Raw genomic sequence first — 26722 nt, 5'->3', positions numbered from 1 at the left:
GGTGGTGAAAGACGCCGCTCAGCGCGGGTTACGGTTTGAAGTTGAAGTCACTGACTCGTTGTGCATTGTCTTTGCCGATCAGGATGCCGCGGAACATCACGCGCTCCTTGCCGGTATAGCTGCCGGATTGGAAATAGCCGTCCAGGATCTCAACACCCTGCGCGGCGATCGCCTGCGCCTGCAGCATCACGCTGGCGTAGAGGTTGCCGTTGAGAATGGCGTCGCGTTCATCGTTGCTGCCGTCGATGCCCACCACGGTGACATCCTGCCGGCCGGCGGCCTTCAGCGCCGCCACTGCGCCCAGCGCCACCGGGCCGTTGCCGCAAATCACGCCTTTGATGTCCGGATGCGCCTGCAGGATGCTGTCCATAATGCGTTTCCCCTCCAGCAGATTGCCCTTGGCATCCTGACGCGCCACGCTGACCATCTCAGGATATTGGTCGATCACGTTGTGGAACGACTGCGAACGCGTAACGCAGTTATTGTCCGCCAGATTGCAGGTCAGCTCGGCGTATTTGCCGGTTTCCCCCATTTTTTCCACAAACTGGTTGGCGACGTCCGAGCCGGCCTGGAAATTGTTATGGGTGATCTGTGCCAACGCCACACCATCGACCGGGATCTCGCGGTTGATCAGCACCACCGGAATACCGGCGTTTTTCGCCTGCTGCACGGCGGCGACGCTGGCCTGGGAATCGGCGTTATCCAAAATGATGCCCTGAACCTTGCGGCCGATAACCAGGCTGATGAGCTCCCCCTGGCGCTTGACGTCTTCACCGTGCGACAGCACCAGCGTCTGGTAGCCGAGAGACTTGGCTTTGGCCTCGGCCCCCTTGGCTTCCGCGGAGTAATAAGGATTGTCCAACGAGTTGACGAGGATGGCGATCGTGCCCTTTTCCGCCGCCATGGCAGAGGTGCAGGCAAAACCGGTGAGCAGGGTAAGGTAAGTGGCTATTTTTCTCATGATGGTGTTCTCTTATCGTTGTGTTGAACATCGTCTGGTGTTGGCGATCGCTGCGGTTGCCGCTTACCAAATGGTAAAACCGCCGTCGATCATCAGATCCGCGCCGGTGATCATGTCGCTACCGTTGCTGGCAAAAAACAGGATCGCCGCTGCGATTTCATCGGTATAGGCAAAGCGCCCCAGCGGGATCAGCTTTTTCATCGCCTCGCCCTTCTCACCGCGCCAGGCTTTCTCTCCCATAGGCGTCAGCACTACGGTGGGCGATAAGGTGTTGACGGTGATGCCGTGTGGCGCCCACTCTTTGGCCATCACCTTGGTCATGCCCAGCAGCCCCGCCTTGGCAGAGGTATAGGCACAGTGATCGTCAATGGCGATAGAGGCCGCCTGCGACGCGATGTTGATGATTTTCCCTCCGTGGCCGGCGGTTATCGCGCGGCGCGCCAATTCTTGCGAGCACAGGAAAGGCCCGGTGAGGTTGACCGCCAGATGGCGCTGCCACTCCTCGAGCGTGACCTCCGTCGCTGGCTGCAAATTAACGTAACCGGCGCAGTTGACCAGGATATCGAGCCGGCCAAAGCGCCGCTCAGCCGCGTTGAAGGCGGCAACTACCGAGTCGGGGTCGGTCACGTCACACACCTGACAGAACACCTGTTCTTCGCCCAACTCTCGTAGCGCCGCCGCGGCCTTGTCCTGTTCAAAGGGCGGATACATCAACACCAGGCGCGCGCCCTTTTCCAACAGCAGGCGATTGGCGGCCATCGCGATGCCGCCCAAACCGCCGGTGATGACCGCAACCTTCCCTGCCAGCGACATCCGGCTATCGACACCGTAGCGTAAATTAACGTCGTATTCGTTCCGCTCCATCGCATTCCCCCTATTGCGTTAACTGAGCGTGCAATCCTGCCGCATCGATGGCGTATTGCCGCCGCAGCGCCGCCCGGCTGCTGCTGTGGGTAAACTCGTAAGCCGGCATGCCCAGTGCAGTAAACGGCTGCGGCAGCTGGTGCCGCAGCAACAATTCACCGATGATGGTGCCTAAACCACCGCTGAGCGCATGTTCCTCCATGGTCAACACCCGGCGGTGCGAGCGTATCAACGCCACTACCGCCGCCTCATTGAGTGGCCAGAGCGAAGGGAGAGAAACGATGGTCGGGTTGTCGCCCAATGCCAGTACCTTCATCGCCTCATGCGCCACCGTCCCCAGACAAAACACCAGGCTGTCGCCCCCCTGATGCAACACCTCCGGTTCTCCGGGACGGAAGTGATAGTCCGCGTTCAATACCGGCAACTTGTCGCTGTCCATGCGGATATAGGCTGGGCCAGGTTGTGCGATAACATAACGGACAATCTCTGCCGCTTGCCGCGCATCAGCCGGCGCATAGATGCAGAGATTGCCCAGCGTGCGGGCGATGGCGATATCGTTCATGCAGTGGTGCGTCGCCCCCAGCGGCCCATAGCCGAATCCGGCATTCAGGCCGAGCATTTTCACGTTGGTCCCCGTGTAGCAAACATCATTTTTCATCTGTTCGTTAGAGCGAGCGAACAGGAAGGGTGCCGCGTTGGCGGTAAAGACCGTGCGGCCACTGAGCGCCATGCCGGCGGCCATGCCCACCATATTTTGTTCGGCAATACCGACGTTCACCACCCGCTCCGGATAAGCCTGTTCAAAAGGCGCGATTTTCGACGTGGACGTCGAATCCGCCACCATCACGCTCAGATCTGCCCCCGCTCGTTGCTGTTCGATCAACGCCGTCACCACGGCATCGCGTAAATCCTGCATATTTACCCCTCCAGTTCCGCCAGCGCCTGCGCCAACTGTTGCTCGTCCGGTACCGCGTGATGCCAGGCGGCAACGTTAGCCATAAACGACACACCGTGCCCCTTTTCCGTATTGGCCAAGATCACTCGCGGCTTGTCCTGGCTCGGACGTTGGATCGCCGCCACCAGCGCCGCCGGATCGTGGCCGTCGCACTCCAGAGTTTCAAAACCGAAAGCGCGCCATTTTTCCGCCAGCGGTTCCAGCGGCATGATGGCCTCCGTCTTGCCAGCCAGCTGCAGCCGGTTGCGATCGACGATGGCGATCAGGTTGTCCAGTTTGAATTTACTGGCCGCCATCGCCGCCTCCCAATTGGACCCCTCCGCCAGTTCGCCGTCGCCCAGCAACACAAAAGCGCGGCGATGCGCACGCCCCGCCAGCTTGTTGCCCAGCGCCAGCCCCACGGCGATCGGCAGCCCATGCCCCAAACCGCCGGAGTTAATCTCCACCAGATCCGGCAGCTTTTGCCGCACCGGATGCCCGGCCAACAGGGTGTCGTCGCCCATGAACTGATCGAGCACCGCCGGATCGAGCAAGCCCATTGCCGCACAACTGCAGTAAAAACCGCCGGCGCCATGCCCTTTAGACAAAATGAACCGATCCTGATCGGGCCGGGCATTGCTGCGATCCATCACCGCCATATACAAGGTGCAGATGATGTCGATTTCCGACAGATCGGCGCCGGTATGGCCCTTGCCTGCCTTATGGTTCATGGTCACCACATATCGGCGCGCCTGGCGCGCCGTGTTTTTAATCGCCTGAAAGTCCATCGTCACCTCTGCATAAACGCCTTGATTATCGTTATCGCATCGAAAGCGATCCGTTAACTCGCCATTGATTTTCGAATGGAAATCATATGCAGCAAAAACGATAATTAATGTGGGCAAGATCAAATTTCAAACAAAAGCACTTAACAGACAACACCAAAGCTCATATAAATCCATATATAACAATAAAATAAAATAAAAAAAGCTACTTTTCCTTAGTTTTTATCGTTGGAAATCGCGGACACAAAAGACTTTCGAATAAAAATCAATAGGGATTGGCCGGGTTTATCCATAGCTTTATCAATAATCGCAAGCTAAAATTCAGCGCATCAATAAGGAGTTGCCGTGGCAAGCCGCGCGGCGGAAACTGACAGGTGCAGGAGTCTTTCGATTGAAAAGCAAAAGCGAACAGCTGGCGGAAATGCAGCAACGGCGCGAAAAGATCCTCGACATGATCCGCGAAGACGGCTCGGCGACGGTCAAAATGCTTACCGATACCTTCAAGCTAACCGAGGCGACCATTCGTACCGACCTGCGGATCCTGCAGCAACAAGGCTATGTGCAGCGTTTCCACGGTGGCGCCACCCTGGTTGATGGCAAGCAAAATACCCACGCCATGCTGCTGGAACGCCAGGTTAACCTGACCGCCAAAGATCGCATCGGCAAGCTCGCCGCCGGTTTTATCGAACCGGGCGACACCATCATTCTTGATTCGGGCACCACCACCACGGCTATCGCCAATCACCTGAATCACATAAAGAAATTGTCCGTTATCACCACCGGCGTCAATATTGCGCTGCAGCTGGGTGGCGAGCCGGGCGTGAATATTTTGCTGACCGGGGGCTCATTCAAATTTCCCACGCTCTCCACTTCCGGGGACAAGGCCGCCAGCTTCTTCGAAAACGTGCTGGCGCAGAAACTGTTCCTCGCGACGGCCTGCATCTCGCCCCGTCACGGCCTCAGTTTCCCAAGCGAAACCGACATCAAACTGAAAATGGCGATGATCAATGCGGCCAACACGGTGTATGTGGTGGCCGACTCCAGCAAGATCGATAAGGTTTCAATGTTTGCGCTGCCTTGTGACTGGCAACATATCGACTATTTGATTACCGATAACGGAATTGGCGATGCCGCCAGGCAGGCATTTGAACAGGTAGGCGTTAAGGTGTTGGTGGCAGACGCCTGACTGGCGCCTGCGAGAAGAATGCTTATTCCGGCTTGCGCGCCGCGATTTCCTGCTGCTCTTGTGGCGGCGGCGTCAGCGGGCCGAACCAGCGCTGCGCCAGCCAGCAGGTGACCACCACCAGCAGCCAACTGATCAGCGTAGCCATCGCCAGATCGCGCGGCCAGTGCATGCCCAGCAGCAGACGGCTGCCCATCACCCCCGTTGCCCACACCATCAGCAGCGCAACGGTTTTATAATGGCGGCGCGGCCACAGCAGCCCTACGCCCAACAGTGCCCAGGTGGCGGCGAACATCGTATGCCCCGACGGGAAAGCGAAGCCGGTTTCAAACTGCCAGTGCTTGCGCAGCCAGTTCGGCACCAGCGTCTGGTCTTGCAGTTGCTCGCGCACCAGCGCGCTGCGCTCTTTGCGATGCAGCGAATAGAAATATTTTCCGTCCACGCCGTGGGTTTGCTCGAGCCATACCACAAACGGCCGCGGTTCTTGCACCCGATCCTTGATCAACGACTTGACCCCCTGCCCAATCACCAACGCGGCGGAAAGCAGGATCGCCAGACCGATGGCCGCCTTCAGCCGAAAGCGCAGGCACCACAAAAACCAACCGCAAAGGACAGCGCTGGTCAGAATGCCCCACGGCGAGGTAACGGTTTCGGTCACCCAGAACAGCGCTTTGAGCAGCCGATCATTGCCGCCGGGCTGCCAATGCCAGCCGGATGCCCATACGACCAGCGGCATCAACAGCAGCAGCAGCGCGCCGCCCGCCGTACGTTTTGCTATCTCATACATTCCCGTTTTCCTCTGCGTGAATCAGGCTGCAGTGTAACAAGAGTGCAATATTGATAACACGCGAAAAATTAAACAGATAGAAAACCTATCGCAATAATAGGTGGCCAGAAAACGCCATCTGCTGGTTTGCTGAGCACCGCCCGGCAAGAAGTTGTGGCAAAATAGCCGATAATTAACGAAATAGAGATCGGCGTAGCACGTTTTAGTCTTGGTCAATTTACTGAACCGGACTTAGGATGCGCGACAATGATTGAATCGTAGGTTTTTGTGGAGAGTGACATGCAGCTGAAACGGGTGGCAGAGGCTAAACTGCCGACACCTTGGGGCGATTTCCTGATGGTAGGATTCGAAGAACTGGCGACCGGACATGACCATCTGGCACTGGTATTCGGTGATATTTCCGGCGAAGCGCCGGTGCTCGCACGCGTGCATTCCGAATGCCTGACCGGCGACGCGTTGTTCAGCCTGCGCTGCGACTGTGGTTTTCAACTGGAAGCCGCACTGGAGCAGATTGCGGAAGAAGGCCGCGGCATCCTGCTGTACCATCGCCAGGAGGGCCGCAATATCGGCCTGTTGAACAAGATCCGCGCCTACGCCCTGCAGGATAAGGGCGCAGACACCGTGGAAGCCAATCACCAGCTCGGCTTCGCCGCCGACGAGCGCGACTTCACCCTGTGTGCCGACATGTTCAAACTGCTGGGCGTCGACGCGGTGCGTTTGCTGACCAACAACCCGAAAAAGGTCGAGATCCTGACCGAAGCCGGTATCAACATCAGCGAACGCGTGCCGTTGATCGTCGGCCGCAATCCGAAGAACGAACGCTATCTGGCCACCAAGGCCGCCAAAATGGGCCATTTGCTCGACCAGAAGTGATCGCCACCGCCGCGGAAACAATCAGGGCGCCTTACGGCGCCCTTTTTATTGATTAATTACAGCATTTTCCTGATCACATAGTGCAGGATGCCGTCGTTTTCGTAGTAAGTCAGCTCATTGCCAGTATCGATGCGGCACCGGGTGTCGACCACTTCCTTGCGCCCGTCGGCATAGGTGATGTGCACCGGCACCGTCTGGCCCGGCTGCAGCTGTTGCAGGCCGCCAACGCTGATCTGCTCATCCCCGGTCAGCCCCAGCGTTTTACGCGTCACCCCTTGCGGGAACTCCAGCGGCAAAATCCCCATGCCGATCAGGTTAGAGCGGTGAATACGCTCGAAGGATTCGGCAATCACCACCCGCACGCCCAGCAGGCGCGGCCCCTTCGCCGCCCAGTCGCGGCTGGAGCCGGAACCGTACTCTTTACCGGCGATCACCGCCAGCGGCACCTTCTCCTGCTGATACTGCATGGCGGCGTCGTAGATAGACAGCTGCTGTTGCGAAGGAATATGGCGGGTATAACCGCCTTCCACGCCCGGCACCATTTCGTTGCGGATGCGAATGTTGGCGAAGGTGCCGCGCATCATCACTTCGTGGTTGCCACGGCGTGAACCGTAGGAGTTGAAATCCTGCGGCGCTACGCCATGCTCGCTCAGGTAACGCCCCGCCGGGCTGTCGCGCTTGATGTTACCCGCCGGCGAGATGTGATCGGTGGTCACCGAGTCGGCCAGAATCGCCAGAATGCGCGCCTCTTTGATGTCCTGCACCGGATCCGGCTTCACCTTCATGGTGCTGAAGAACGGCGGATGGCGGATATAGGTAGAATCCTCCTGCCACTGATAGGTCGCCGAACCGGTCACCTGGATCGCCTGCCAGTTGGCATCACCGTCGAACACTTCGCCGTACTCCTTGTGGAACATCTCGGTGCGCACTTCTTCCACCGCCTGAGCGATGTCCCGGCTGCTCGGCCAGATGTCCTTCAGGTAGACCGGCTGGCCATCGTTGCCCTCGCCCAGCGGCTCTTTGGTCAGATCGATCTTCATGCTGCCCGCCAGCGCATAAGCTACCACCAGCGGCGGCGAGGCCAGCCAGTTGGTTTTCACCAGCGGGTGGATGCGCCCTTCGAAGTTACGGTTGCCCGACAGCACCGCGCCCACGGTCAGATCGCCCTCTTTGATCGCCTGCTCGATCGGATCCGGCAGCGGGCCGGAGTTACCGATGCAGGTGGTACAGCCATACCCCACCAGGTTGAACCCCAACTCTTCCAGATAAGCGGTGAGTTTGGCGCTGTCGAAGTAGTCGGTCACCACTTTGGAACCCGGCGCCAGCGAGGTTTTTACCCAGGGTTTGCTGCGCAGCCCTTTCTTGACGGCATTTTTCGCCAGCAGGCCGGCCGCCATCATCACGCTCGGGTTGGAGGTGTTGGTGCAGGAGGTGATCGCCGCGATCACCACTGCGCCGTCGCGCAGTTCGTGCTGCTGCCCGTCCAGCGTAAAAGTTTTGCTGTCTGTTTTGGCCTTGTGACCGCCGATATCCAGCTCGGTAGCAGCCTTGAACGCCTGCGGCACATTCGGCAGCGCCACGCGATCCTGCGGGCGTTTCGGCCCGGCGAGGCTCGCCTCCACCGTCGACATATCCAGCGCCAGCGAGCTGGTGAATACCGGCTCATCTCCCGGGTTGCGCCACATGCCCTGCGCCTTGGCGTAAGCTTCCACCAGCGCGATTTGTTCGGCGCTGCGGCCGCTGAGCTTCATGTAGCCGAGCGTAACGTCATCTACCGGGAAGAAGCCGCAGGTAGCGCCGAACTCCGGCGACATGTTGGCGATGGTCGCCCGATCGGCCAGCGGCAGATCGGCCAGGCCATCGCCGTAAAACTCGACGAACTTGCCGACCACGCCGTGTTTGCGCAGCATTTGGGTGACGGTCAGCACCAGATCGGTGGCGGTAATGCCCTCGCGAAGCTTGCCGGTCAGCTTGAAGCCGACCACGTCCGGGATCAGCATCGACACCGGCTGGCCCAGCATCGCCGCTTCCGCTTCGATGCCGCCCACGCCCCAGCCCAGGATGCCCAGGCCGTTAATCATGGTGGTGTGGGAATCGGTGCCCACCAGCGTATCCGGATAGGCCACGCGGCGGCCGCTTTCGTCGCTGTGCCACACCGTTTGGCCAAGGTATTCGAGGTTAACCTGGTGACAAATGCCGGTGCCCGGCGGCACCACGCGGAAGCGGTTGAAGGCCTTCTGCCCCCAGCGCAGAAAGGTGTAGCGCTCGTGGTTGCGCTGCATTTCGATGCGCACGTTGTCTTCAAAGGCATTATCGTCGCCAAATTCATCGACGGTGACCGAGTGGTCAATCACCAGATCCACCGGCGACAGCGGGTTCACCTGGTCGACATTGCCGCCCAGTCGCCGTACCGCTTCGCGCATCGCCGCCAGATCCACCACCGCCGGCACGCCGGTAAAATCCTGCATCAGCACGCGCGCCGGACGGTAGGCGATCTCACGGTCAGCATGGCCGGTTTGCAACCAGGCGACGATGGCCTTGAGGTCGTCAACCTGCACGGTATCGCCATCCACATGGCGCAGCAGGTTCTCCAACAGCACTTTCATTGATTTCGGCAACCGGTCGATATCACCCAGCTGCTTCGCCGCCAGCGGCAGACTGTAGTAGTAATATTCGCTATTCAGCGCAACCAGCTTATCCAGACTTGTTTCACGAAGATCGGACGACATAGCTCCTCCATTTCTTATTGTGATTAAAACAGGGTAATCAGTGAGGTCTTGTTTAAAGATACCACAAAGATAAGTTAACGTTTTGATAACAACACGATTTGATCACAACGATAGGCGGGAACAATCAAGAGGAAGGAAGTGCGAGCGCAGCCAAGGGGTTAGGCCACACGTCAACGAAAACGCCGCAACGAGGCGGCGTTTTTGCAGGGAAAATCTCGCGGCTTTAGCGGGATTTGCGCACCAGGCGGCGACAGACTGTGAGCACAACTGCAGCAATGATGGCAGAGACACCCAATTTAATGGCAATGACAGCCGAGTCGAAATTATTCATCCCTATTTCACCATCACCGCTAATTTCTATGTTGTTGGAAACGAAGCTGTCGAAAATGCCGTCTGGCAGGTAGCGCAACAACAAAAGGGTTAGCAACAAGAACAGAACAATCCAGAGGCTTTTTTTCATTGTGATACCACGCATTTACTGTAATCAGGCTTGCCTTGAACATCTATACGACCGTACGCCATCAGCCCTCGACCTCCAGGCACTCTCACCTTTCTACGCCTTTGCAGCGCATCCCGAAGGATCTGAAAGTCAGATGCCTGATAAAGAGTAATGCATCCCCAAGAAACACCAGTACCATCTGTGTTGAGTGGATGCAGTCTAAAACTGTTTCGAATGGCGCCATTTACGACGAGGTAGTCACTCATCGTTTCATTGCTGAAGAGACCAAACCACTCAGAGTGGCGATTCTTGTAGAGATGATACAGGTCAACCAACTCAGAGCGAATTTGATTTGCGATACTGCCCTTTGGTCTGTCGACGATCCAGTATGTTCCTGGAGGAATGGCAGCCTTCTCACGATCCGAACAGTTTGGGTTGTTAATGTAATGCTCGATACCCGATAACACGTCGAATGTCCCCACTCCATAGCACCGAAATTTCACTATCTTGCCATCACTTGATAAATCAGCGTAGTTAAGCCTGCATATCTGCATAACGTTGAATTTCCTTATTCAATTATCTGAACGTTTTGCAGTCTACTTAGAGGCTAACGGGTTGAAAAGAGGACGGCAGCTTTTCAGGATGATCCTGAGAAACAAGGAAGGTGCGGGTTTCCGGGCTAAAAAACCCGGTTAGGCAGCCGCCTAACCGGGTTTGATTTGATATCGTCGATGGTTACTTAATCGGCAGCTTGATGTCCTTGAACATCGCTTCGATTTCTTCGTTGGAGCGCAGCGCCACCGCGCTGTCGACCACGTCGCGCGTCAGGTGCGGCGCGAAGCGCTGAATGAAGTCGTACATGTAGCTGCGCAGGAAGGTGCTGCGGCGGAAGCCGATTTTGGTGGTGCTGTAGGTGAAGATATCGCGCGCATCCACCGTCACCAGATCCGGATCCTGCACCGGATCCACCGCCATGCTGGCGATCACCCCCACCCCCAATCCCAGACGCACATAGGTTTTGATGACGTCAGCGTCGGTGGCGGTGAAGACGATGCGCGGCGTCAGGCCGGCGCGGTTGAAGGCGGTGTCCAGCTCCGAGCGGCCGGTAAAGCCGAAGGTGTAAGTGACGATGGGGTAAGCCGCCAGCTCTTCAATGCTGATGCTGCTTTTGCCCGCCAAAGGATGATCGGGCTTCACCACCACCGCACGGTTCCAGTGGTAGCACGGCAACATGATGAGATCGTCGTACAGGTGCAGCGCCTCGGTGGCGATGGCAAAATCGGCGGTGCCCTTGGAGACCGCTTCGGCGATCTGCGTCGGCGAGCCCTGATGCATGTGCAGCGAGACGCGCGGGTAACGCTCGATAAAGCCCTTGATCACGTTTGGCAAGGCGTAGCGAGCCTGGGTATGCGTGGTGGCGACGTACAGCGAGCCTTTGTCCGGGTAGGTGTGTTCACCGGCAACGGCTTTGATGGCGTCTACTTTGGACAACACTTCACGCGCGATGCGAATGATTTCCTGGCCGGCGGGGGTGACCTGGGTCAGGTGCTTGCCGCTGCGGGCGAAAATCTGGATGCCCAGCTCATCTTCGAGCATGCGCACCTGTTTGCTGATGCCGGGTTGAGAGGTATAGAGCCCTTCTGCCGTCGAGGAGACATTCAGGTTGTGGTTAACCACTTCCACAATGTAACGAAGCTGCTGCAATTTCATATCTTATACCATCCTAGGTTAAACACTGCGGCTTACCCGCAGCCAGGTATATCGGTGTCGCCCCGGTATGCTGAAACTCACAAGCCATAAACCCCGTGTTCTACCCTGATGGTGAAGAAAACGCCGTTGTTAATAAGCTTTAATAATAAAAAAACTTTTTATATAACCACTATACCACGATGCAGCTTCAAGTATAGATCCGCGTCACACTATGATAACGATTATTTTGCATTGGTATCAACGTGAAACGGCGATGTCGGAGGGATAAAAACAGCAAAGGATAGATCCGTTTGCCCCTTTTCACCAATAAAAAAACCAGCCGCCGGGGCTGGTTTTTCATCTTGCAGGCAGGACATCGCCCTTATTTCTTGCCTTCAACCCACTTGCCGTCCACGTAGAACGCAGACCAACCGGTCGCCTTGCCGTCTTTTTCAGAGGAGACGTACTGCTGCTTGGTTTTGCGGCTGAAACGCACCAGCGTTTTGTTGCCTTCGGCATCCGCCACCGGCGCATCGGCCAGATAGCGCAGTTTCTCCGGCAGACGATCCTTGAAGCGAGCCAGCTCTTCCACCAGCGGCGCGCGGGTCTCGCGCGATTTAGGGAAGGTGTTGGCCGCCAGGAACACGCCGGCAGCGCCGTCACGCAGCACGAAATAGGCGTCGGACTTCTCGCACGGCAGCTCCGGCAACGGCACCGGATCTTCCTTCGGCGGCGCGACATCGCCGTTACGCAGGATCTTGCGGGTGTTTTTGCAGTTCTCGTTGGTGCAGCCCATGTACTTGCCGAAACGCCCCATTTTCAGGTGCATTTCCGAACCGCACTTGTCGCACTCCACCACCGGGCCGTCATAGCCTTTCAGGCGGAACTCGCCCTCTTCGATCTCATAGCCGTCACACGCCGGGTTGTTACCGCAGACGTGCAGCTTACGCTGGTTGTCGATCAGATAGCTGTCCATCGCCGTACCGCATTTCTGGCAGCGGCGGCGGGCGCGCAACGCGTTGGTTTCCGCGTCGTCGCCTTCGAGGATGTTGAGCACTTCCGCTTCCGGCACCAGGTTGATGGTGGTTTTGCAACGTTCCTTCGGCGGCAGCGCGTAGCCGGAACAGCCGAGGAACACGCCGGTGCTGGCGGTACGGATGCCCATCTTGCGGCCGCAGGTCGGGCAGTCGATGCTGGTCATCACCATCTGGTTAGGCCGCATGCCGCCTTCTTCCGGATCCTTCTCCGCCGTTTCCAGCTGCTCGCTGAAATCGACAAAGAACTCGTCCAGTACCGCTTTCCACTCGGCCTGGTTGTTGGCGACCTCATCGAGGCCGTCTTCCATGCGCGCGGTGAAATCATAGTTCATCAGCTCGCGGAAATTTTCTTCCAGACGATCGGTGACGATCTCACCCATTTTCTCGGCATAGAAGCGGCGGCTTTCCACCCGCACGTAACCGCGATCCTGAATGGTCGAGATGATGGAGGCGTAGGTGGACGGGCGGCCGATGCCGCGTTTTTCCAGCTCTTTCACCAGCGAGGCTTCGCTGTAGCGCGCCGGCGGCTTGGTGAAGTGCTGGCTCGGGATCAGTTTCTGCAGATCCAGCTCGCTGCCGATTTCGACGTATGGCAGGGTGCGATCTTCATCGCCCTTGCGCAACGCCGGCATCACCTTGGTCCAGCCATCAAAGCGCAGCGTACGGCCCTTGGCGCGCAGCTGATAATCGCCGGCTTTCACCGTCAGCGTAGTGGAATCGTATTGCGCCGGCGTCATCTGACAGGCAACGAACTGGCGCCAGATCAGCTGATACAGCTTCTGCGCGTCCGCTTCCATGTCTTTGAGCTGCTCGGCGAGCACGTTCACGTCCGAAGGACGGATCGCTTCGTGCGCTTCCTGCGAATTCTCTTTGCTGCTGTACTGATTCGGCGCCTTCGGCAGGTATTTATCGCCGAAGTTGTCGCCGATATAGCCACGCACCATGTTGAGCGCATCCTGGCTCAGGTTGGTGGAATCGGTACGCATATAGGTGATGTGGCCGGCTTCATACAGCCGTTGCGCCATCATCATGGTTTTCTTCACGCCGAAGCTCAGGCGGGTGCTGGCGGCCTGTTGCAGCGTGGAGGTAATGAAAGGCGCGCCCGGCTTGCTGCTGGTCGGTTTGTCTTCGCGATCCAGCACCGTGTAGCGGGCTTTTTCCAGCAACTTGACCGCGGCGTGCGTCTGCTCGCGGTTGACCGGCTTGAACGGTTTATCGTGCGCGTGGGTCACTTCCATCTGCAGCGCGGTTTCACCCTTCGCCAGCAGATCGGCATGCAGCTCCCAGTACTCTTCCGGCACGAACGCCTTGATGTCGCGTTCGCGCTCAACCACCAGACGCACCGCCACCGACTGCACACGGCCGGCGGACAGGCCGCGGGCGATTTTCTTCCACAGCAGCGGCGAGACCATATAACCCACCACGCGGTCCATAAACCGGCGCGCCTGCTGCGCGTTGACGCGATCAATGTTCAGCTCGCCCGGCTGTTTGAACGCCTGTTGGATCGCGTTTTTGGTGATTTCGTTAAACACCACGCGGCTAAAGCGTTTGTCATCGCCACCGATCACTTCCCGCAGGTGCCAGGCGATGGCCTCCCCTTCGCGGTCAAGGTCGGTTGCGAGATAAATGTGGTCGGCGTTTTCCGCCAACGATTTTAACTCGGCGACCACTTTTTCTTTACCCGGCAGGATTTCATAATGCGCTTTCCAGCCGTGGTAAGGGTCGACGCCCATGCGATTTACCAGCGCCGCCTTCTCATCTTTTTTAACTTTTTTCTTGGCTTTGTCTTCGGTTGAGTCAGCGCTCTTTTTGCTGGCTGAGCCACTGGTCGGCAAATCACGGATGTGACCGACGCTGGACTTCACCACGTAGTCACTTCCTAAATATTTATTAATAGTTTTGGCTTTTGCCGGGGACTCAACTATTACGAGAGCTTTACCCATATTTACCTTTACCTAATTTATTTCTTCTAAAAAGAAGTCTTTTATCTCGCCGTGCCGCGGCAATTCGTGTCTCTTTTTTTATATTGCGGCAGTCTGGCAAGAGATCAACAGATTTTTTTCTTTTGGTTGCCCAACTGCTCAACCTGAACGCAAGTTGTTGATCCTGCCTGCTATTCACCCATGCCCCAGAAGTATGGCTGTGTGAGTTTTATTCATGGCGTAAACAAAACCTTCCACCCGACGCCGCAAAATCCCACACTGTACCTGATAAAAAGCGTCACGCAACCTAATTAGCATGGAAAGTCCGATTTCGCCAACCGGCGGCCGCCCATGGCCATCCAGACGGCAAATAAACCTTAGTCGGTTTGCGGATAAAAGCGAACCGGCGTTAGAATATGCGCAGAGTTTTTAGTTTGGAGTCTAATAAATGCGCACGAATACTGCACCTATCGGCCGCGAGGCCCTGCTGGCGGAAGCAAATAACATCATCCGCCAACACGAAGATTATCTGCACGGCATGATCGCCACCGACGTTGAACAAAAAAGCGGCGTTTTAGTTTTTCGCGGCGAATACTTTTTGGATGCCGATGGATTGCCCACCGCCAAAACCACCGCGGTATTTAATATGTTTAAACATTTGGCTCACCTGCTTTCGGAAAAATACCACCTGGTCGATTAAGACAAGAAAACGGGGGCGCCTGGCCCCCGTTGATTCCCGCTCTCGTTGCCGTTACAACAACGGCTTTTCCCCACGCTGCCACCAGCGCAGCAGCAAACGATCGACGCTTTCCGCCGCGCTGCCGGTGAAGCGATCCATCAGGCGTTTGCGGCGCGTATAGCGCACGGCGATCACTTCGTGGTTATCCAGCTCGGCGATCAGCAAATCATCGCTGGTGCCGATGGCGTCGATCAGGCCCTTCTCTTTCGCCTGTGAACCGAACCAGTGCTCACCGGTGGCGACGCTGTCGATGTCGAGCGACGGGCGCTGCTCATGCACAAAGCGCTTGAACAGCTCGTGCGTTTCGTTCAGATCTTCTCGGAACTTCTCGCGCCCTTGTTCGGTGTTTTCGCCAAACAGCGTCAGCGTGCGTTTAAATTGCCCGGCGGTGTGCAACTCCACGTCGATATCGTTCTTTTTCAACAGACGGTGGAAGTTCGGGATCTGCGCCACCACGCCGATGGAACCGATAATGGCGAACGGCGCCGCCACGATGCGATCCGCAACGCAAGCCATCATGTAGCCGCCGCTGGCCGCCACTTTATCCACCGCGACCGTCAGACGAATGCCGCCTTTGCGCAGGCGCTCCAACTGCGAAGCCGCCAGGCCGTAGCCGTGCACCACCCCGCCTGGGCTTTCCAGGCGCAACAGAACTTCATCCTGCGCCGACGCCACCGCCAACACCGCCGAGATCTCTTCGCGCAGCGAGGTGACCTCGTGCGCGTCCATGCTGCCCTTGAAGTCCAGCACATACAGACACGGCTTGGCCACTTCCACCGCGCCGGACTTGGCGCGCTGTTTCTTCAATTTGTCATCAGATTTGGTCTGCTTTTTGAACTGTTTCAGCCAAACCTTCTGCTCGGCGGCATCCATGCGCGCCAGGCGCATATCGCGCTGCATCTCGCGATACTGTTCGCCGAGATCGGTCAGCTGCAGCTCCCCTTTCTGGCGGCTCTTGCGTTGCCCCAAACTGACCGCCAGGATGGCCAACGCGGCGATGGCGAGCACCACCGTGGCGACCTTGGCCAGAAACAGGCCATAAACAGATATAAACTCCACAGATTCCGCCTTTATTTACAGGTTGTTAGTATGCTTATTTCCATTTTAGCCAACCGCAGCGGCTGCTGTCGCGGCTAAATGAAAATTCATTGCGCACAGAGCATCACTATGGGGACGATTTACGGCCGAACCAAGCCGCCACCGCCGCGCTTTTGTTACAAAAGAATGCCATTTCAGCCTGCTACGCATTGAAAATGCCCGCGGATTAAGGCATATAACACCCATTATTCATCAATATGATGAGACGGATTCGCTGCGCGGCCCGCAGACGGTCGAGCCTTCGCTCCCGCCCCGGCCGCGCGTTTCACCCTTGCTCCCCGATATCTGCGGGAGAACAGCCACCCAGGCGAGGATTTATCGTGCATTACCAACCCAAACAAGATCTGCTCGAACAACGTATCATTTTGGTCACCGGCGCCGGCGACGGCATCGGCCGTGAAGCGGCGCTGACCTACGCGCGCTTCGGCGCCCAGTTGGTGCTGCTGGGGCGCACCGAGAGCAAACTGCTGGCGGTACAACAAGAGATCGCAGCCCAGGGCGGTGCCCCGGCCCTGGTGGTGACGCTGGACTTGCTGCACGCCACTCAGGAGCAATGCCGGCAGATAGCCGACGATCTGGCGCGCCAGATCCCCCGCCTTGACGGCGTGCTGCACAACGCCGGCCTGCTCGGCGACATCGCGCCGATGGCCGACCTGTCGATGACCATGTGGCAAGAAGTGATGCAGGTTAACGTCAACGCCACCTTTATGCTGACTCAGGCGCTGCTGCCGCTGCTGCTGAAATCCCACGCCGGGTCGCTGGTGTTCACCAGCTCCAGCGTCGGGCGTACCGGCCGCGCAGACTGGGGTGCCTATGCGGTGTCGAAGTTCGCCACCGAGGGCATGATGCAGGTGTTGGCCGACGAGTACAAAAACCGCAATCTGCGGGTGAACTGCATCAATCCGGGCGGCACTCGCACCAAAATGCGCGCATCTGCCTTCCCGCACGAAGACAAGAACAAGCTGAAAACCCCGGCCGATATCATGCCGCTGTATCTGTATTTGATGGGCGAAGACAGCCGCCGCAAAACCGGCATGAGCTTCGACGCGCAGCCGAACCGCAAACCCGGCGCAGCCGAATAATCAGGAGCGTTTCATGGCGGAAGATCGTCATCAACAGCGCCAGCAGCGCCTGAAAGAACAGGTCGATGCGCGCATCGCCGCGGCGCAGGACACCCGCGGCCTGCTGCTGGTGTTTACCGGCAACGGCAAAGGCAAAACCACCGCCGCCTTCGGCACCGTCACCCGCGCGGTCGGCCACGGCATGCGCGCCGGGGTGATCCAGTTCATCAAGGGCGAATGGCCCAATGGCGAAAAGAATCTGCTGCAGCAACACGGCGTTGAATTTCAGGTGATGGCCACCGGTTTCACCTGGGAAACGCAGAACAAGGCCGGCGACACCGCCGCCTGCCAGGCGGTGTGGCAGCACGGCAAACGCATGCTGGCCGACAGCAGCCTGGATCTGGTGCTGCTGGACGAAGTGACCTACATGCTGACCTACGGCTATCTGGAACTGGAAGAGCTGAAGGAAGCGCTCCTGCAACGCCCTGCGCATCAAACGGTGATCCTGACCGGGCGCGGCTGCCATCGCGATCTGTTGGAACTGGCGGATACGGTCACGGAGATGCGGCCGGTGAAACACGCGTTCGACGCGGGCGTGAAGGCGCAACAAGGGATCGATTGGTAACAAAACGTTCTGGCCCCGAACGGGGCCAGAATGGCGGGATTAGCTGCGTTTGCTTGGCTTGCCTGGTTTGCTGCCTGGCGCACTGCGGCGGCCGCTGCCGGCCACCTGCGAGTGGCGTTTGACCGCCCGGCGGATCTGGTTGGCCTTCACGCGGCGGCGCTCACGCTCCACCGGCATTTTGCTGACCGTTTCCGGTTTCAACTCCACCAGCTCGCGCAGGTAGTTGATCGCCGGCAGATCCAGTTCGGCCCAACCGCCGCGCGGCAGGCCTTTCGGCAGATCGATGTCGCCGTAACGCACGCGGATCAGGCGGCTCACCTGCACGCCCACCGCTTCCCACAGGCGACGCACTTCACGGTTGCGGCCTTCGGTCAGGGTCACGTTGTACCACTGATTGAGGCCTTCACCGCCCTGGAAGCTGATGGTGCGGAAGGCGGCCGGGCCGTCTTCCAATTGCACGCCTTTGCTCAGCTGCTTCACTTTCGCATCGTCGACCTGGCCGAACACGCGCACCGCGTATTCGCGCTCCACTTCACGGCTCGGGTGCATCAGACGGTTGGCCAGTTCACCATCGGTAGTGAACAGCAGCAGACCAGAGGTGTTGACGTCCAGGCGCCCTACCGCCACCCAGCGAGAACCGCGCAGCTTCGGCAGGCGATCGAACACCGTCGGGCGGCCTTCAGGATCGCTGCGGGTACACAGTTCGCCTTCCGGTTTGTAGTAAGCCAGCACCCGGCAAACCACCTCTTCGGACTCTTTGATCGACAGGACATGACCGTCCAGACGAATTTTCATCGCCGGGGTCACTTCAACGCGATCGCCCAGCTTGGCGACCTTGCCGTCGACGCTGACGCGCCCGGCTTCAATCATGGTTTCGATTTCACGACGCGAGCCATGCCCGGCGCGCGCTAAAACTTTCTGTAACTTTTCGCTCATTGAGCAACCTCTAATGTCGCCTTCACAGGCGTCGGGGGGATACCGCCGCGGCCAACCGCCACCACGGTCATAATACGTTTATCAGGATCGAACCGCGCATTATACAGGCTTTCTAAGGTGTTGAAACCCACTTTATCGGCGGTGGCCCCCACAGGCGGCGTTCACGGCGCCAAAAAATCCTCCACCGCCCACAGCACCGCGTCAGGCCGTTCCAGAATACCGAGGTGAGTGCGGGCCTCCCCTAGACGCACCACGGAGAAAAACGGCTGCTCGGCGGCAAATGCCTGCTGTTGCCGCAGGTAGTCGTCGCGGCGATCCAACGAGTAGATGTGCCGGCACGGCGGCGGCGCGCTCATGCCCGCCAGGCGTTGCAGCGGCGAGCCGAATTGCCGGTAGGCCTGTTCGATGGCCACCCCGGCGGCACGCCAAAGCCGGTAATCCTCCTGCGCCATCTCGACCTCCAGATGGCGTTTGACCCGATCGTGGCGGATGCCGCCCTGCCAAAAGTCAAACAAGGCGTCGCGTGCCGCCAGCCACTGCTGCGGCTGCTGCATGCGGCTCACCGCCGTAAAGAACGCCGGCTCCGGCTGCGTCATGATCCAGTCGAGAAACACCATGCCCCGTACCCGTTGCGGCAACGCTTCGGCCAACGCTACCGCCAGCCAGCTGGCGTGCGCCACCGACAGAGTGACCGCGTTATCCAAACGTAGCGCCGTCAGCAGTTGGCGCACATCCTCCAGCAAGTCGTCCGCCGTCAGCGACATCTCCGTAGCTTTTGACGACAGGCCATGGCCGCGCCAGTCGATGCTGATCACCCGATAGCGTTCGGCCGCCAGAGCGATGAACGGCTCAAACACGGTTTTCGGTTCGCACCAGCCGGGCAGCAACACCAACGTGAGCGACCCTGAGCCGACATCCTGATAGTCGAGTATCATGTTGGCACTGTGAAATGCGGTCATATTACCTCCTGCGCGTCTCTCCCCGACCCGTTCGGGGAATACCGACGGGGATAAGGTGACAGCGCAGCAGGTATTGATCTATTGAAGTTCGTGCGGAAAGCCCCCTGGGCGCACCTTATGAAAAAATGCGCACTAATTGGAATGGGAACTTAATGGCGCACGCAGGGATAGGCGGCACTTAATGCCAGCATGATCACCGAGGGTGCGGAATAATGCAGTTGCTCAGGATGCTCGTTCAAATACTGCATCACCGCGTCGGCGGCTACGCCGATGCTCATCCCGGCTTCCGGGCAGATATTGCGGTTGCCCTGCATGGAATAAGTATCGAATACGCCGGCGACGTATCCCATGAACATGCCGCCATTCAGCGCTTCGGCCACGGTGGCTTCACCGCTTTTATTTTTTACGTAACCGCCGGATTCCGCCAGCAGACCACTGCCCGAATAAAACCCCGCATTTGCCATTGAGGAAAATAATAAGGCCGCTAAAAAAGAAACCTGTTTAATCATTGCTGCGCATCCTGCCCATTATCAATTCTGAAGTCTTCAAGAATAGCGGCTTTCACGCGAAATAGCGTCGCTTCAGCCGATTTTCAGACAATGGGCAAGGTGGCAACAATTGACATCAACGGAAAGGCGCCGCGTCGCCCGCCCCCTCACGCACCACTTCCGGCGAGGATTCGGTCAGATCGATCACCGTGGTCGGCTGTTGGCCGAGGAAGCCGCCGTGGATCACCAGATCGACCACCTTGCCCAAATGATCGTTGATCTCTTCCGGATCGGACTCGGCAAAATCATTGCCCGGCAGCATCAGGGTGGTGGACATCATCGGTTCGTTCAGCGCCTCCAGCAGCGCCAATGCGATCGGGTTCGACGGCACGCGCAGGCCGATGGTTTTGCGCTTTTCATTCATCAGGCGGCGCGGCACTTCTTTGGTCGCTTTCAGAATGAAGGTGTAGTTGCCCGGCGTATTGTTTTTAATCAGGCGGAACGCCGTATTATCGACGTGCGCATAAGTCGACAACTCGGACAGATCGCGGCACATCAGGGTGAAATTGTGGTTGCCGTCCAACTGACGGATGCGGCAAATGCGTTCCATCGCCGCCTTTTCTTCCAGCATGCAACCCAGCGCGTAGCCGGAATCGGTGGGATAAACGATCACCCCGCCCTTGCGCAGCACCTCAACCGCCTGGTTAATCAAACGCGGCTGTGGGTTGTCCGGGTGAATATAAAAAAGCTGACTCATGACTTGCTCCTAAAATGATGCCCGCGCGCGTTGCCACGCGCGAAAAATCAGACCGCCTCGCCAGGCTGCGGCCAATCGCGCCACACCGGCTCGACCCCGCCCGGCAGCCACAGTTTGCGGCCCAGTTCGATCCACGAACAAGGCTGATGAAAATCAGATCCTTGCGAGGCCAACAGGCGGTAGTCCTGGGCGTATTTCGCCAACTGCGAGCGCTCATGCGGCGCCTGCTGACACTGCGCCACTTCCATGGCGTCGCCGCCGTGTTCGGCGAAATGCGCCAGCAAACGTTTCAACCACTTCGCGGTCAGATCGTAACGGCCGGGATGCGCTATCACCGCCTGGCCGCCCGATTGATGAATCGCATCAATGGCTTGTTCTATTGTACACCACTGCGGCGGCACGTAGCCGGTTTTGCCTTTGGCCAGATATTTCTTGAACACCTGCGCCATGTTGTCCGCCACGCCAATCTCCACCAGGTAACGGGCGAAATGGCCGCGGGTCACCGCACCGGCCCCCGCCAACCGCTGGGCGCCGGCATAGGCGTCGGGAATGCGCGCTTTACCCAGACGCGCGCCGATCTCCTGTGCCCGCCGGTTGCGACGTTCGGTTTGTTCCGCCAATAGCGCCACCAGCGCCGGGTGCGCGACGTCCATGCCCAACCCAACGATATGAATTTCATGGTTTTCCCACAGCGTCGAGATTTCCACCCCGTTGACCAGCCGCAGCGGCAACGCCTGCTCCGCAATGGCGGCGGCGGCCTCGGCCAGCCCGGCGGTGGTGTCGTGATCGGTGATCGCCAGCACACCCACGCGCATCTCTACCGCCCGCAGCACCAGCTGCGTCGGCGTCAGGTAGCCATCGGAGGCGGTCGTGTGGCTGTGGAGATCGTACAGAGTAAAAGCGGTGGATGGGGGGTTACTGTCTGTCAAAACGGCTATCCGGCAATGGCTTGGCTTTCTATCATACCCGCGATCGGCGGCCGGACGGAAATCTATTCTGCGCCAGGCAGACGATGAATAGAATTCACGCTGATCGCTAAAACATTGTGCAAAAAGAGGGTTGACTTTGCCTTCGCGAACCAGTTAACTAGTACACAAGTTCACGGCAACGGCCGTGTCGGATGAGAGTTAACAAAGAGAGTCTGCAAATGAACACATACATTTCTCTTCACGGTTGGTGGCGTACCTCCCTCTTGCGGGCGGTGTAATCGCGCATAGCTGTCATCTGACAATGCAGATTTCCTGAGCCCGCACCTGATGCGGGCTTTTTTATGGACAGAATTCACTGGAACCACCGATGATGAACACCAAACCACAATTGACACTACTGAAGGTGCAAGCCAGCTACCGGGGCGATCCCACCACCCTTTTCCACCAGCTGTGCGGCGCCCGTCCGGCCACCCTGCTGCTGGAGTCGGCGGAAATCAACAGCAAACAGAATCTGCAGAGCCTGCTGGTGATCGACAGCGCGCTGCGCATTACCGCACTGGGCCACACCGTTAGCGTGCAGGCGCTGACCGCCAACGGCGCGGCGCTGCTGCCGCTGCTGGACGAAGCGCTGCCGCCCGAGGTGCGCAATCAGGCACGCCCTAACGGCCGCGAACTGACCTTCCCGGCGATCGACGCGGTGCAGGACGAAGACGCCCGCCTGCGTTCACTGTCGGTGTTCGACGCGCTGCGCACGCTGCTGACGCTGGTGGACTCTCCGGCGGACGAGCGCGAAGCCGTGATGCTGGGCGGCCTGTTCGCCTATGATTTGGTCGCCGGTTTTGAAAACCTGCCGGCGCTGCGCCAGGATCAACGCTGCCCGGACTTCTGCTTCTATCTGGCGGAAACCCTGCTGGTGCTCGATCACCAACGCGGCTCGGCCCGTCTGCAGGCCAGCGTCTTCAGTGAGCAGGCGAGTGAAGCGCAGCGTTTGCAGCATCGCCTGGAACAGCTGCAGGCTGAGTTGCAACAACCCCCGCAGCCAATCCCGCACCAAAAGCTGGAAAACATGCAGCTGAGCTGTAACCAGAGTGACGAAGAGTACGGCGCGGTGGTCAGCGAGCTGCAGGAAGCGATCCGCCAGGGCGAAATCTTCCAGGTGGTGCCGTCGCGCCGCTTTTCCCTGCCGTGCCCGGCGCCGCTGGCGGCCTACCAAACCTTAAAAGACAACAACCCCAGCCCGTACATGTTCTTCATGCAGGATGATGACTTCACCCTGTTCGGCGCTTCGCCGGAGAGCGCGTTGAAATACGACGCGGGCAATCGCCAAATCGAAATCTACCCGATCGCCGGCACCCGCCCGCGCGGCCGCCGTGCCGATGGGTCGCTGGATTTGGATCTCGACAGCCGCATCGAGCTGGAAATGCGCACCGACCACAAAGAGCTGGCCGAGCACCTGATGTTGGTCGATCTGGCGCGCAACGATCTGGCGCGCATCTGCCAGGCCGGCAGCCGCTACGTGGCCGACCTGACCAAAGTGGATCGCTATTCGTTCGTCATGCATCTGGTTTCCCGGGTGGTGGGCACCCTGCGCGCCGATCTCGACGTGCTGCACGCCTACCAGGCCTGCATGAACATGGGCACCCTCAGCGGCGCGCCGAAAGTGCGGGCGATGCAGCTGATCGCCGCCTCCGAAGGCACGCGCCGCGGCAGCTACGGCGGCGCAGTGGGCTACTTCACCGCCACCGGCGATCTGGATACCTGCATCGTCATTCGCTCCGCCTACGTTGAAGACGGCATCGCCACCGTGCAGGCCGGCGCCGGCGTGGTGCAGGACTCCATCCCGCAGGCGGAAGCCGACGAGACCCGTAATAAAGCCCGTGCCGTGCTGCGCGCCATCGCCACTGCGCACCATGCCAAGGAGGTGTTCTGATGGCCGATATCCTGCTGCTCGACAACGTCGACTCCTTTACCTACAACCTGGTCGATCAGCTGCGCGCCAGCGGCCACCAGGTGGTGATTTACCGTAATCAGATCGGCGCCGAGGTGATCATCGAGCGTCTGCAACAGATGGAACAGCCGGTGCTGATGCTGTCGCCCGGCCCTGGCGCCCCTTCCGAAGCGGGCTGTATGCCGGAACTGCTGCAGCGTCTGCGCGGCCAACTGCCGATCATCGGCATCTGCCTCGGCCACCAGGCGATCGTCGAAGCCTATGGCGGCCAGGTCGGCCAGGCGGGCGAGATCCTGCACGGCAAAGCCTCGGCGATCGCTCACGATGGCGAAGGCATGTTCGCCGGTATGGCCAATCCGCTGCCAGTGGCGCGCTACCACTCGCTGGTCGGCAGCAATATCCCGGCCGATCTCACCGTCAACGCCCGTTTCGGCGAAATGGTGATGGCGGTGCGCGACGACCGCCGCCGCGTGTGCGGCTTCCAGTTCCACCCGGAATCGATTCTGACCACCCACGGCGCGCGCCTGCTTGAGCAGACCCTGGCCTGGGCGCTGGCGAAGTAATATAAGGAACACGACGATGCAACCTATTCTTGAGAAACTGTACCGCGCCGAGTCGATGAGCCAGCAGGAAAGCCAACAGCTGTTCAGCGCCATCGTGCGCGGCGAGCTGGAGCCGAGCCAACTGGCGGCGGCGTTGATCAGCATGAAAGTCCGCGGCGAGCGCCCGGAAGAGATCGCCGGCGCCGCCAAAGCGCTGCTGGACGACGCTCAGCCGTTCCCGCGCCCTGACTATCTGTTCGCCGATATCGTTGGCACCGGCGGCGACGGCACCAACAGCATCAATATTTCCACCGCCAGCGCCTTCGTGGCGGCGGCGTGCGGCGCGAAGATCGCCAAACACGGCAACCGCAGCGTCTCCAGCCGTTCCGGCTCTTCGGATCTGCTGGCGGCGTTCGGCATCCGCCTGGATCTGCCGGCGGAAGAAGCGCGCAAGGCGCTGGACGATCTCGGCGTGTGCTTCCTGTTCGCGCCGCAGTACCACACCGGTTTTCGTCACGCCATGCCGGTGCGCCAGCAGCTGAAAACCCGCACGCTGTTCAACGTGCTGGGCCCGCTGATCAACCCGGCGCGCCCGCCGCTGGCGCTGATCGGCGTTTACAGCCCGGAACTGGTGCTGCCGATTGCCGAAACCCTGCGCGTGCTGGGTTATCAGCGTGCGGCGGTGGTTCACGGCGGCGGCATGGACGAGGTGGCGATCCACGCCCCGACGCACGTGGCAGAATTGAACAACGGCGAAATCAGCAGCTACCAGCTCACGCCGCAGTCCTTCGGATTGGAAACCTATCCGCTGGAAGCCTTGCTGGGCGGCACGCCGGAAGAAAACCGTGACATTTTGGCGCGGCTGTTACAAGGTAAAGGCGAGCCGGCGCACGCCGCGGCGGTCGCGGCCAACGTCGCGTTGCTTCTGAAGTTATTCGGACATGAAGACCTGCGCCAAAATGCGCGGCAGGCACTGGATATGATCAACAGCGGGCAGGCTTATGAGCGTGTCATCGCACTGGCGGCAAGAGGATAAATGATGCAGGAAACCGTGCTACACAAGATTGTCCGCGACAAAGCGCAATGGATCGCGGCGCGACAACAGCAACAGCCCCTGGCCGGCTTTCAGAACGACATCGTGCCGAGTGAACGCAGTTTCTATCACGCGCTGCAGGGCACCCGGACGGCTTTCATTCTCGAATGCAAGAAGGCCTCGCCTTCCAAAGGGCTGATTCGCGAGAGCTTTGATCCGGTAGAGATCGCCACGGTGTATAAAGATTTCTCCTCGGCGATCTCGGTGCTGACCGACGAGAAATACTTCCAGGGCAGCTTCGATTTCCTGCCGCTGGTCAGTAAAACCGTCAGCCAACCGGTGTTGTGCAAAGACTTTATCATCGATCCGTATCAGATTTACCTGGCGCGCTACTATCAGGCCGATGCCGTCCTGCTGATGCTGTCGGTGTTGACCGACGACCAGTATCGCCAGCTGGCGGCGGTAGCCCACAGCCTGAATATGGGCGTGCTGACCGAAGTGATCAGTGAAGAAGAACTGCAGCGCGCGATCGCGCTGGAAGCGCGCGTGGTCGGCATCAACAACCGCGATCTGCGCGATCTGAGCATCGATCTGAACCGCACCCGCCAGCTGGCGCCGCGCGTGCCGCATGGCGTGACGGTGATCAGCGAGTCAGGCATCAACAGCTATGGGCAGATCCGCGAACTGAGCCATTACGCCAACGGCTTCCTGATCGGCAGCGCGCTGATGTCGGAACCCGATCTGCGCGCCGCCGTGCGCCGCGTGATCCTGGGCGACAACAAAGTGTGCGGCCTGACTCGCCCGCAGGACGCCGCCGCCGCCTATCAGGCCGGCGCCATCTACGGCGGATTGATTTTCGTCGGCCGTTCACCGCGCTATGTGGACATCACCCGCGCCCGCGAAGTGATCTCCGGCGCGCCGCTGAAGTATGTCGGCGTGTTCTGCGACGCCCAGCTCGATACCGTGGCGTTGACCGTTGAGCGCCTCGGGCTGCACGCGGTGCAACTGCACGGCGCGGAAGACCAGGCCTATATCAGCGCCCTGCGCGCCCGTTTGCCGGCCGATTGCCGCATCTGGAAAGCGCTGAGCGTGAAAGATCGGGTGCCGGCGCGCGATCTGCAGCATGTCGATCGCTACCTGCTCGACAACGGCGCCGGCGGCACCGGCCAACGCTTCGACTGGTCGGTATTGCAAGGCGAAGATCTGACTAACGTGATGCTGGCGGGCGGCCTGCGCGCCGACAACTGCGTCGAAGCGGCCAAGCTCGGCTGCGCCGGGCTGGACTTCAACTCCGGCGTGGAAAGCGAACCGGGCATCAAAGATCCCGCGCGCCTGGCCTCGGTCTTCCAGACCCTGCGCGCCTACTGAATACGGCTCTATATTAATAACGGATAATAACGGGAA

Annotated in this window: 24 protein-coding genes, 1 pseudogene and 1 other annotated feature; of the genes and pseudogenes, 8 read left to right on the top strand and 17 right to left on the bottom strand. The window is 59.1% G+C overall.

Translation table 11 applies throughout. The annotated features are described in order from the left end of the window. Positions 1-28: 28 nt before the first annotated feature. The 4 genes from ACJ8QF_RS13840 to ACJ8QF_RS13825 form a co-directional block, all read right to left on the bottom strand. Positions 29-961, bottom strand: a complete 933-nt coding sequence (locus tag ACJ8QF_RS13840) for a D-ribose ABC transporter substrate-binding protein (protein WP_033632905.1) — start codon at positions 959-961, stop codon at positions 29-31. A 63-nt stretch (positions 962-1024) separates the two neighbouring features. Then, on the bottom strand, positions 1025-1825 hold the full coding sequence (locus ACJ8QF_RS13835; protein ID WP_033645621.1) for a GolD/DthD family dehydrogenase: 801 nt from the start codon (positions 1823-1825) through the stop codon (positions 1025-1027). A gap of 10 nt (positions 1826-1835) precedes the next feature. Beyond that, on the bottom strand, positions 1836-2741 hold the full coding sequence (locus ACJ8QF_RS13830) for a transketolase family protein (RefSeq protein WP_004930670.1): 906 nt from the start codon (positions 2739-2741) through the stop codon (positions 1836-1838). Positions 2742-2743: 2 nt separating this feature from the next. Then, positions 2744-3547, bottom strand: a complete 804-nt coding sequence (locus tag ACJ8QF_RS13825; RefSeq protein WP_060559730.1) for a transketolase — start codon at positions 3545-3547, stop codon at positions 2744-2746. A 388-nt stretch (positions 3548-3935) separates the two neighbouring features. On the opposite strand from ACJ8QF_RS13825, the gene ACJ8QF_RS13820 reads away from it, so the two are divergent. Further along, complete coding sequence (locus tag ACJ8QF_RS13820; RefSeq protein WP_004930674.1) at positions 3936-4730, top strand: DeoR/GlpR family DNA-binding transcription regulator; 795 nt, start codon at positions 3936-3938, stop codon at positions 4728-4730. Positions 4731-4752: 22 nt separating this feature from the next. Here the strand turns inward: ACJ8QF_RS13820 and pgpB are convergent, their stop codons facing one another. Next, positions 4753-5514: a phosphatidylglycerophosphatase B gene (gene pgpB / locus ACJ8QF_RS13815; RefSeq protein ID WP_004930675.1), complete on the bottom strand. Its 762-nt coding sequence runs from the start codon at positions 5512-5514 to the stop codon at positions 4753-4755. A 279-nt stretch (positions 5515-5793) separates the two neighbouring features. Here pgpB and ribA point away from each other — a divergent pair, with 279 nt between their 5' ends. Continuing rightward, entirely contained in the window at positions 5794-6387 is a 594-nt protein-coding gene (gene ribA, locus ACJ8QF_RS13810) for a GTP cyclohydrolase II (RefSeq protein ID WP_004930678.1), read from the top strand. Between the two features lie 56 nt (positions 6388-6443). Here the strand turns inward: ribA and acnA are convergent, their stop codons facing one another. The 6 genes from acnA to topA all read right to left on the bottom strand — a co-directional run bounded on the left by acnA (position 6444) and on the right by topA (position 14224). After that, positions 6444-9116 (bottom strand): aconitate hydratase AcnA, encoded by a 2673-nt coding sequence (acnA, locus tag ACJ8QF_RS13805; RefSeq protein ID WP_004930681.1) that lies wholly within the window; start codon positions 9114-9116, stop codon positions 6444-6446. 223 nt (positions 9117-9339) lie between these two features. Then, positions 9340-9576 (bottom strand): hypothetical protein, encoded by a 237-nt coding sequence (locus tag ACJ8QF_RS13800; protein ID WP_004930684.1) that lies wholly within the window; start codon positions 9574-9576, stop codon positions 9340-9342. Continuing rightward, positions 9573-10109, bottom strand: a complete 537-nt coding sequence (locus tag ACJ8QF_RS13795; protein WP_442537585.1) for a DUF2778 domain-containing protein — start codon at positions 10107-10109, stop codon at positions 9573-9575. The genes ACJ8QF_RS13800 and ACJ8QF_RS13795 overlap by 4 nt, the downstream gene beginning before the upstream one ends. Before the next feature lie 181 nt (positions 10110-10290). Then, positions 10291-11265, bottom strand: a complete 975-nt coding sequence (gene cysB, locus ACJ8QF_RS13790) for an HTH-type transcriptional regulator CysB (RefSeq protein ID WP_004930690.1) — start codon at positions 11263-11265, stop codon at positions 10291-10293. 221 nt (positions 11266-11486) lie between these two features. Continuing rightward, positions 11487-11621: a hypothetical protein gene (locus ACJ8QF_RS13785; RefSeq protein WP_257214265.1), complete on the bottom strand. Its 135-nt coding sequence runs from the start codon at positions 11619-11621 to the stop codon at positions 11487-11489. A 5-nt stretch (positions 11622-11626) separates the two neighbouring features. Next, positions 11627-14224: a type I DNA topoisomerase gene (topA, locus tag ACJ8QF_RS13780; protein ID WP_004930691.1), complete on the bottom strand. Its 2598-nt coding sequence runs from the start codon at positions 14222-14224 to the stop codon at positions 11627-11629. Between the two features lie 427 nt (positions 14225-14651). Between topA and ACJ8QF_RS13775 the strand changes: the two genes are divergently transcribed. Further along, positions 14652-14903, top strand: coding sequence for a YciN family protein (locus tag ACJ8QF_RS13775; RefSeq protein WP_004930700.1), 252 nt, complete (start codon positions 14652-14654; stop codon positions 14901-14903). A gap of 51 nt (positions 14904-14954) precedes the next feature. On the opposite strand, the gene sohB is transcribed toward ACJ8QF_RS13775, so the two are convergent. Next, positions 14955-16001 carry a protease SohB gene (gene sohB, locus ACJ8QF_RS13770; RefSeq protein ID WP_004930703.1) on the bottom strand — a complete coding sequence of 349 codons (1047 nt, stop codon included), beginning with the start codon at positions 15999-16001 and terminating at the stop codon, positions 14955-14957. A gap of 359 nt (positions 16002-16360) precedes the next feature. On the opposite strand from sohB, the gene ACJ8QF_RS13765 reads away from it, so the two are divergent. Together ACJ8QF_RS13765 and cobO are read left to right on the top strand one after the other, a co-directional pair. Further along, positions 16361-17122 carry a YciK family oxidoreductase gene (locus tag ACJ8QF_RS13765; RefSeq protein ID WP_004930705.1) on the top strand — a complete coding sequence of 254 codons (762 nt, stop codon included), beginning with the start codon at positions 16361-16363 and terminating at the stop codon, positions 17120-17122. 13 nt (positions 17123-17135) lie between these two features. Further along, a complete protein-coding gene (cobO, locus tag ACJ8QF_RS13760; RefSeq protein ID WP_004930707.1) occupies positions 17136-17726 on the top strand; it encodes a cob(I)yrinic acid a,c-diamide adenosyltransferase in 591 nt (196 codons plus the stop codon). A 39-nt stretch (positions 17727-17765) separates the two neighbouring features. On the opposite strand, the gene rluB is transcribed toward cobO, so the two are convergent. The 5 genes from rluB to rnm form a co-directional block, all read right to left on the bottom strand. Beyond that, entirely contained in the window at positions 17766-18662 is an 897-nt protein-coding gene (gene rluB, locus ACJ8QF_RS13755; RefSeq protein WP_015378049.1) for a 23S rRNA pseudouridine(2605) synthase RluB, read from the bottom strand. A gap of 161 nt (positions 18663-18823) precedes the next feature. Next, on the bottom strand, positions 18824-19621 hold the full coding sequence (locus ACJ8QF_RS13750; RefSeq protein WP_442537584.1) for an alpha/beta fold hydrolase: 798 nt from the start codon (positions 19619-19621) through the stop codon (positions 18824-18826). A 149-nt stretch (positions 19622-19770) separates the two neighbouring features. Continuing rightward, positions 19771-20130 carry a Rap1a/Tai family immunity protein gene (locus tag ACJ8QF_RS13745; RefSeq protein ID WP_016927523.1) on the bottom strand — a complete coding sequence of 120 codons (360 nt, stop codon included), beginning with the start codon at positions 20128-20130 and terminating at the stop codon, positions 19771-19773. 115 nt (positions 20131-20245) lie between these two features. Next, on the bottom strand, positions 20246-20866 hold the full coding sequence (locus ACJ8QF_RS13740) for an L-threonylcarbamoyladenylate synthase (RefSeq protein WP_004932058.1): 621 nt from the start codon (positions 20864-20866) through the stop codon (positions 20246-20248). Positions 20867-20913: 47 nt separating this feature from the next. Then, complete coding sequence (gene rnm, locus ACJ8QF_RS13735; RefSeq protein ID WP_015378064.1) at positions 20914-21795, bottom strand: RNase RNM; 882 nt, start codon at positions 21793-21795, stop codon at positions 20914-20916. A 239-nt stretch (positions 21796-22034) separates the two neighbouring features. Continuing rightward, positions 22035-22138: a sequence feature (Trp leader region), on the top strand. A 24-nt stretch (positions 22139-22162) separates the two neighbouring features. On the opposite strand from rnm, the gene ACJ8QF_RS13730 reads away from it, so the two are divergent. The 3 genes and pseudogenes from ACJ8QF_RS13730 (at position 22163) to trpCF (ending at position 26686) form a co-directional block, all read left to right on the top strand. After that, positions 22163-23725: an anthranilate synthase component 1 gene (locus ACJ8QF_RS13730; RefSeq protein ID WP_131164763.1), complete on the top strand. Its 1563-nt coding sequence runs from the start codon at positions 22163-22165 to the stop codon at positions 23723-23725. Next, positions 23725-25321: pseudogene (gene trpD, locus ACJ8QF_RS13725) on the top strand (bifunctional anthranilate synthase glutamate amidotransferase component TrpG/anthranilate phosphoribosyltransferase TrpD). The gene ACJ8QF_RS13730 and the pseudogene trpD overlap by 1 nt, the downstream one beginning before the upstream one ends. Positions 25322-25324: 3 nt before the next feature. Further along, a complete protein-coding gene (trpCF, locus tag ACJ8QF_RS13720) occupies positions 25325-26686 on the top strand; it encodes a bifunctional indole-3-glycerol-phosphate synthase TrpC/phosphoribosylanthranilate isomerase TrpF (protein WP_131165119.1) in 1362 nt (453 codons plus the stop codon). Positions 26687-26722 lie beyond the last annotated feature (36 nt).

The sequence above is a fragment of the Serratia sp. CY81684 genome, assembly GCF_052166595.1.
Taxonomy (GTDB): domain Bacteria; phylum Pseudomonadota; class Gammaproteobacteria; order Enterobacterales; family Enterobacteriaceae; genus Serratia; species Serratia nematodiphila.
The sequence above is the reverse complement of the archived record's forward strand: the minus strand, read 5'-3'. Positions and strand labels throughout refer to the sequence as shown.

Excerpts from the sequence above, each read along its gene's own strand:
- ACJ8QF_RS13840 (WP_033632905.1), bottom strand. The coding sequence starts at position 961 with ATGAGAAAAATAGCCACTTACCTTACCCTGCTCACCGGTTTTGCCTGC.
- ACJ8QF_RS13825 (WP_060559730.1), bottom strand. The coding sequence starts at position 3,547 with ATGGACTTTCAGGCGATTAAAAACACGGCGCGCCAGGCGCGCCGATAT.
- topA (WP_004930691.1), bottom strand. The coding sequence starts at position 14,224 with ATGGGTAAAGCTCTCGTAATAGTTGAGTCCCCGGCAAAAGCCAAAACT.
- rluB (WP_015378049.1), bottom strand. The coding sequence starts at position 18,662 with ATGAGCGAAAAGTTACAGAAAGTTTTAGCGCGCGCCGGGCATGGCTCG.
- cobO (WP_004930707.1), top strand. The coding sequence starts at position 17,136 with ATGGCGGAAGATCGTCATCAACAGCGCCAGCAGCGCCTGAAAGAACAG.
- ACJ8QF_RS13745 (WP_016927523.1), bottom strand. The coding sequence starts at position 20,130 with ATGATTAAACAGGTTTCTTTTTTAGCGGCCTTATTATTTTCCTCAATG.
- ACJ8QF_RS13775 (WP_004930700.1), top strand. The coding sequence starts at position 14,652 with ATGCGCACGAATACTGCACCTATCGGCCGCGAGGCCCTGCTGGCGGAA.
- ACJ8QF_RS13800 (WP_004930684.1), bottom strand. The coding sequence starts at position 9,576 with ATGAAAAAAAGCCTCTGGATTGTTCTGTTCTTGTTGCTAACCCTTTTG.
- ACJ8QF_RS13750 (WP_442537584.1), bottom strand. The coding sequence starts at position 19,621 with ATGACCGCATTTCACAGTGCCAACATGATACTCGACTATCAGGATGTC.
- pgpB (WP_004930675.1), bottom strand. The coding sequence starts at position 5,514 with ATGTATGAGATAGCAAAACGTACGGCGGGCGGCGCGCTGCTGCTGCTG.
- cysB (WP_004930690.1), bottom strand. The coding sequence starts at position 11,265 with ATGAAATTGCAGCAGCTTCGTTACATTGTGGAAGTGGTTAACCACAAC.
- ACJ8QF_RS13835 (WP_033645621.1), bottom strand. The coding sequence starts at position 1,825 with ATGGAGCGGAACGAATACGACGTTAATTTACGCTACGGTGTCGATAGC.
- ACJ8QF_RS13785 (WP_257214265.1), bottom strand. The coding sequence starts at position 11,621 with ATGTCCTGCCTGCAAGATGAAAAACCAGCCCCGGCGGCTGGTTTTTTT.
- ACJ8QF_RS13830 (WP_004930670.1), bottom strand. The coding sequence starts at position 2,741 with ATGCAGGATTTACGCGATGCCGTGGTGACGGCGTTGATCGAACAGCAA.
- ribA (WP_004930678.1), top strand. The coding sequence starts at position 5,794 with ATGCAGCTGAAACGGGTGGCAGAGGCTAAACTGCCGACACCTTGGGGC.
- acnA (WP_004930681.1), bottom strand. The coding sequence starts at position 9,116 with ATGTCGTCCGATCTTCGTGAAACAAGTCTGGATAAGCTGGTTGCGCTG.
- ACJ8QF_RS13740 (WP_004932058.1), bottom strand. The coding sequence starts at position 20,866 with ATGAGTCAGCTTTTTTATATTCACCCGGACAACCCACAGCCGCGTTTG.
- ACJ8QF_RS13730 (WP_131164763.1), top strand. The coding sequence starts at position 22,163 with ATGATGAACACCAAACCACAATTGACACTACTGAAGGTGCAAGCCAGC.
- ACJ8QF_RS13795 (WP_442537585.1), bottom strand. The coding sequence starts at position 10,109 with ATGCAGATATGCAGGCTTAACTACGCTGATTTATCAAGTGATGGCAAG.
- trpCF (WP_131165119.1), top strand. The coding sequence starts at position 25,325 with ATGCAGGAAACCGTGCTACACAAGATTGTCCGCGACAAAGCGCAATGG.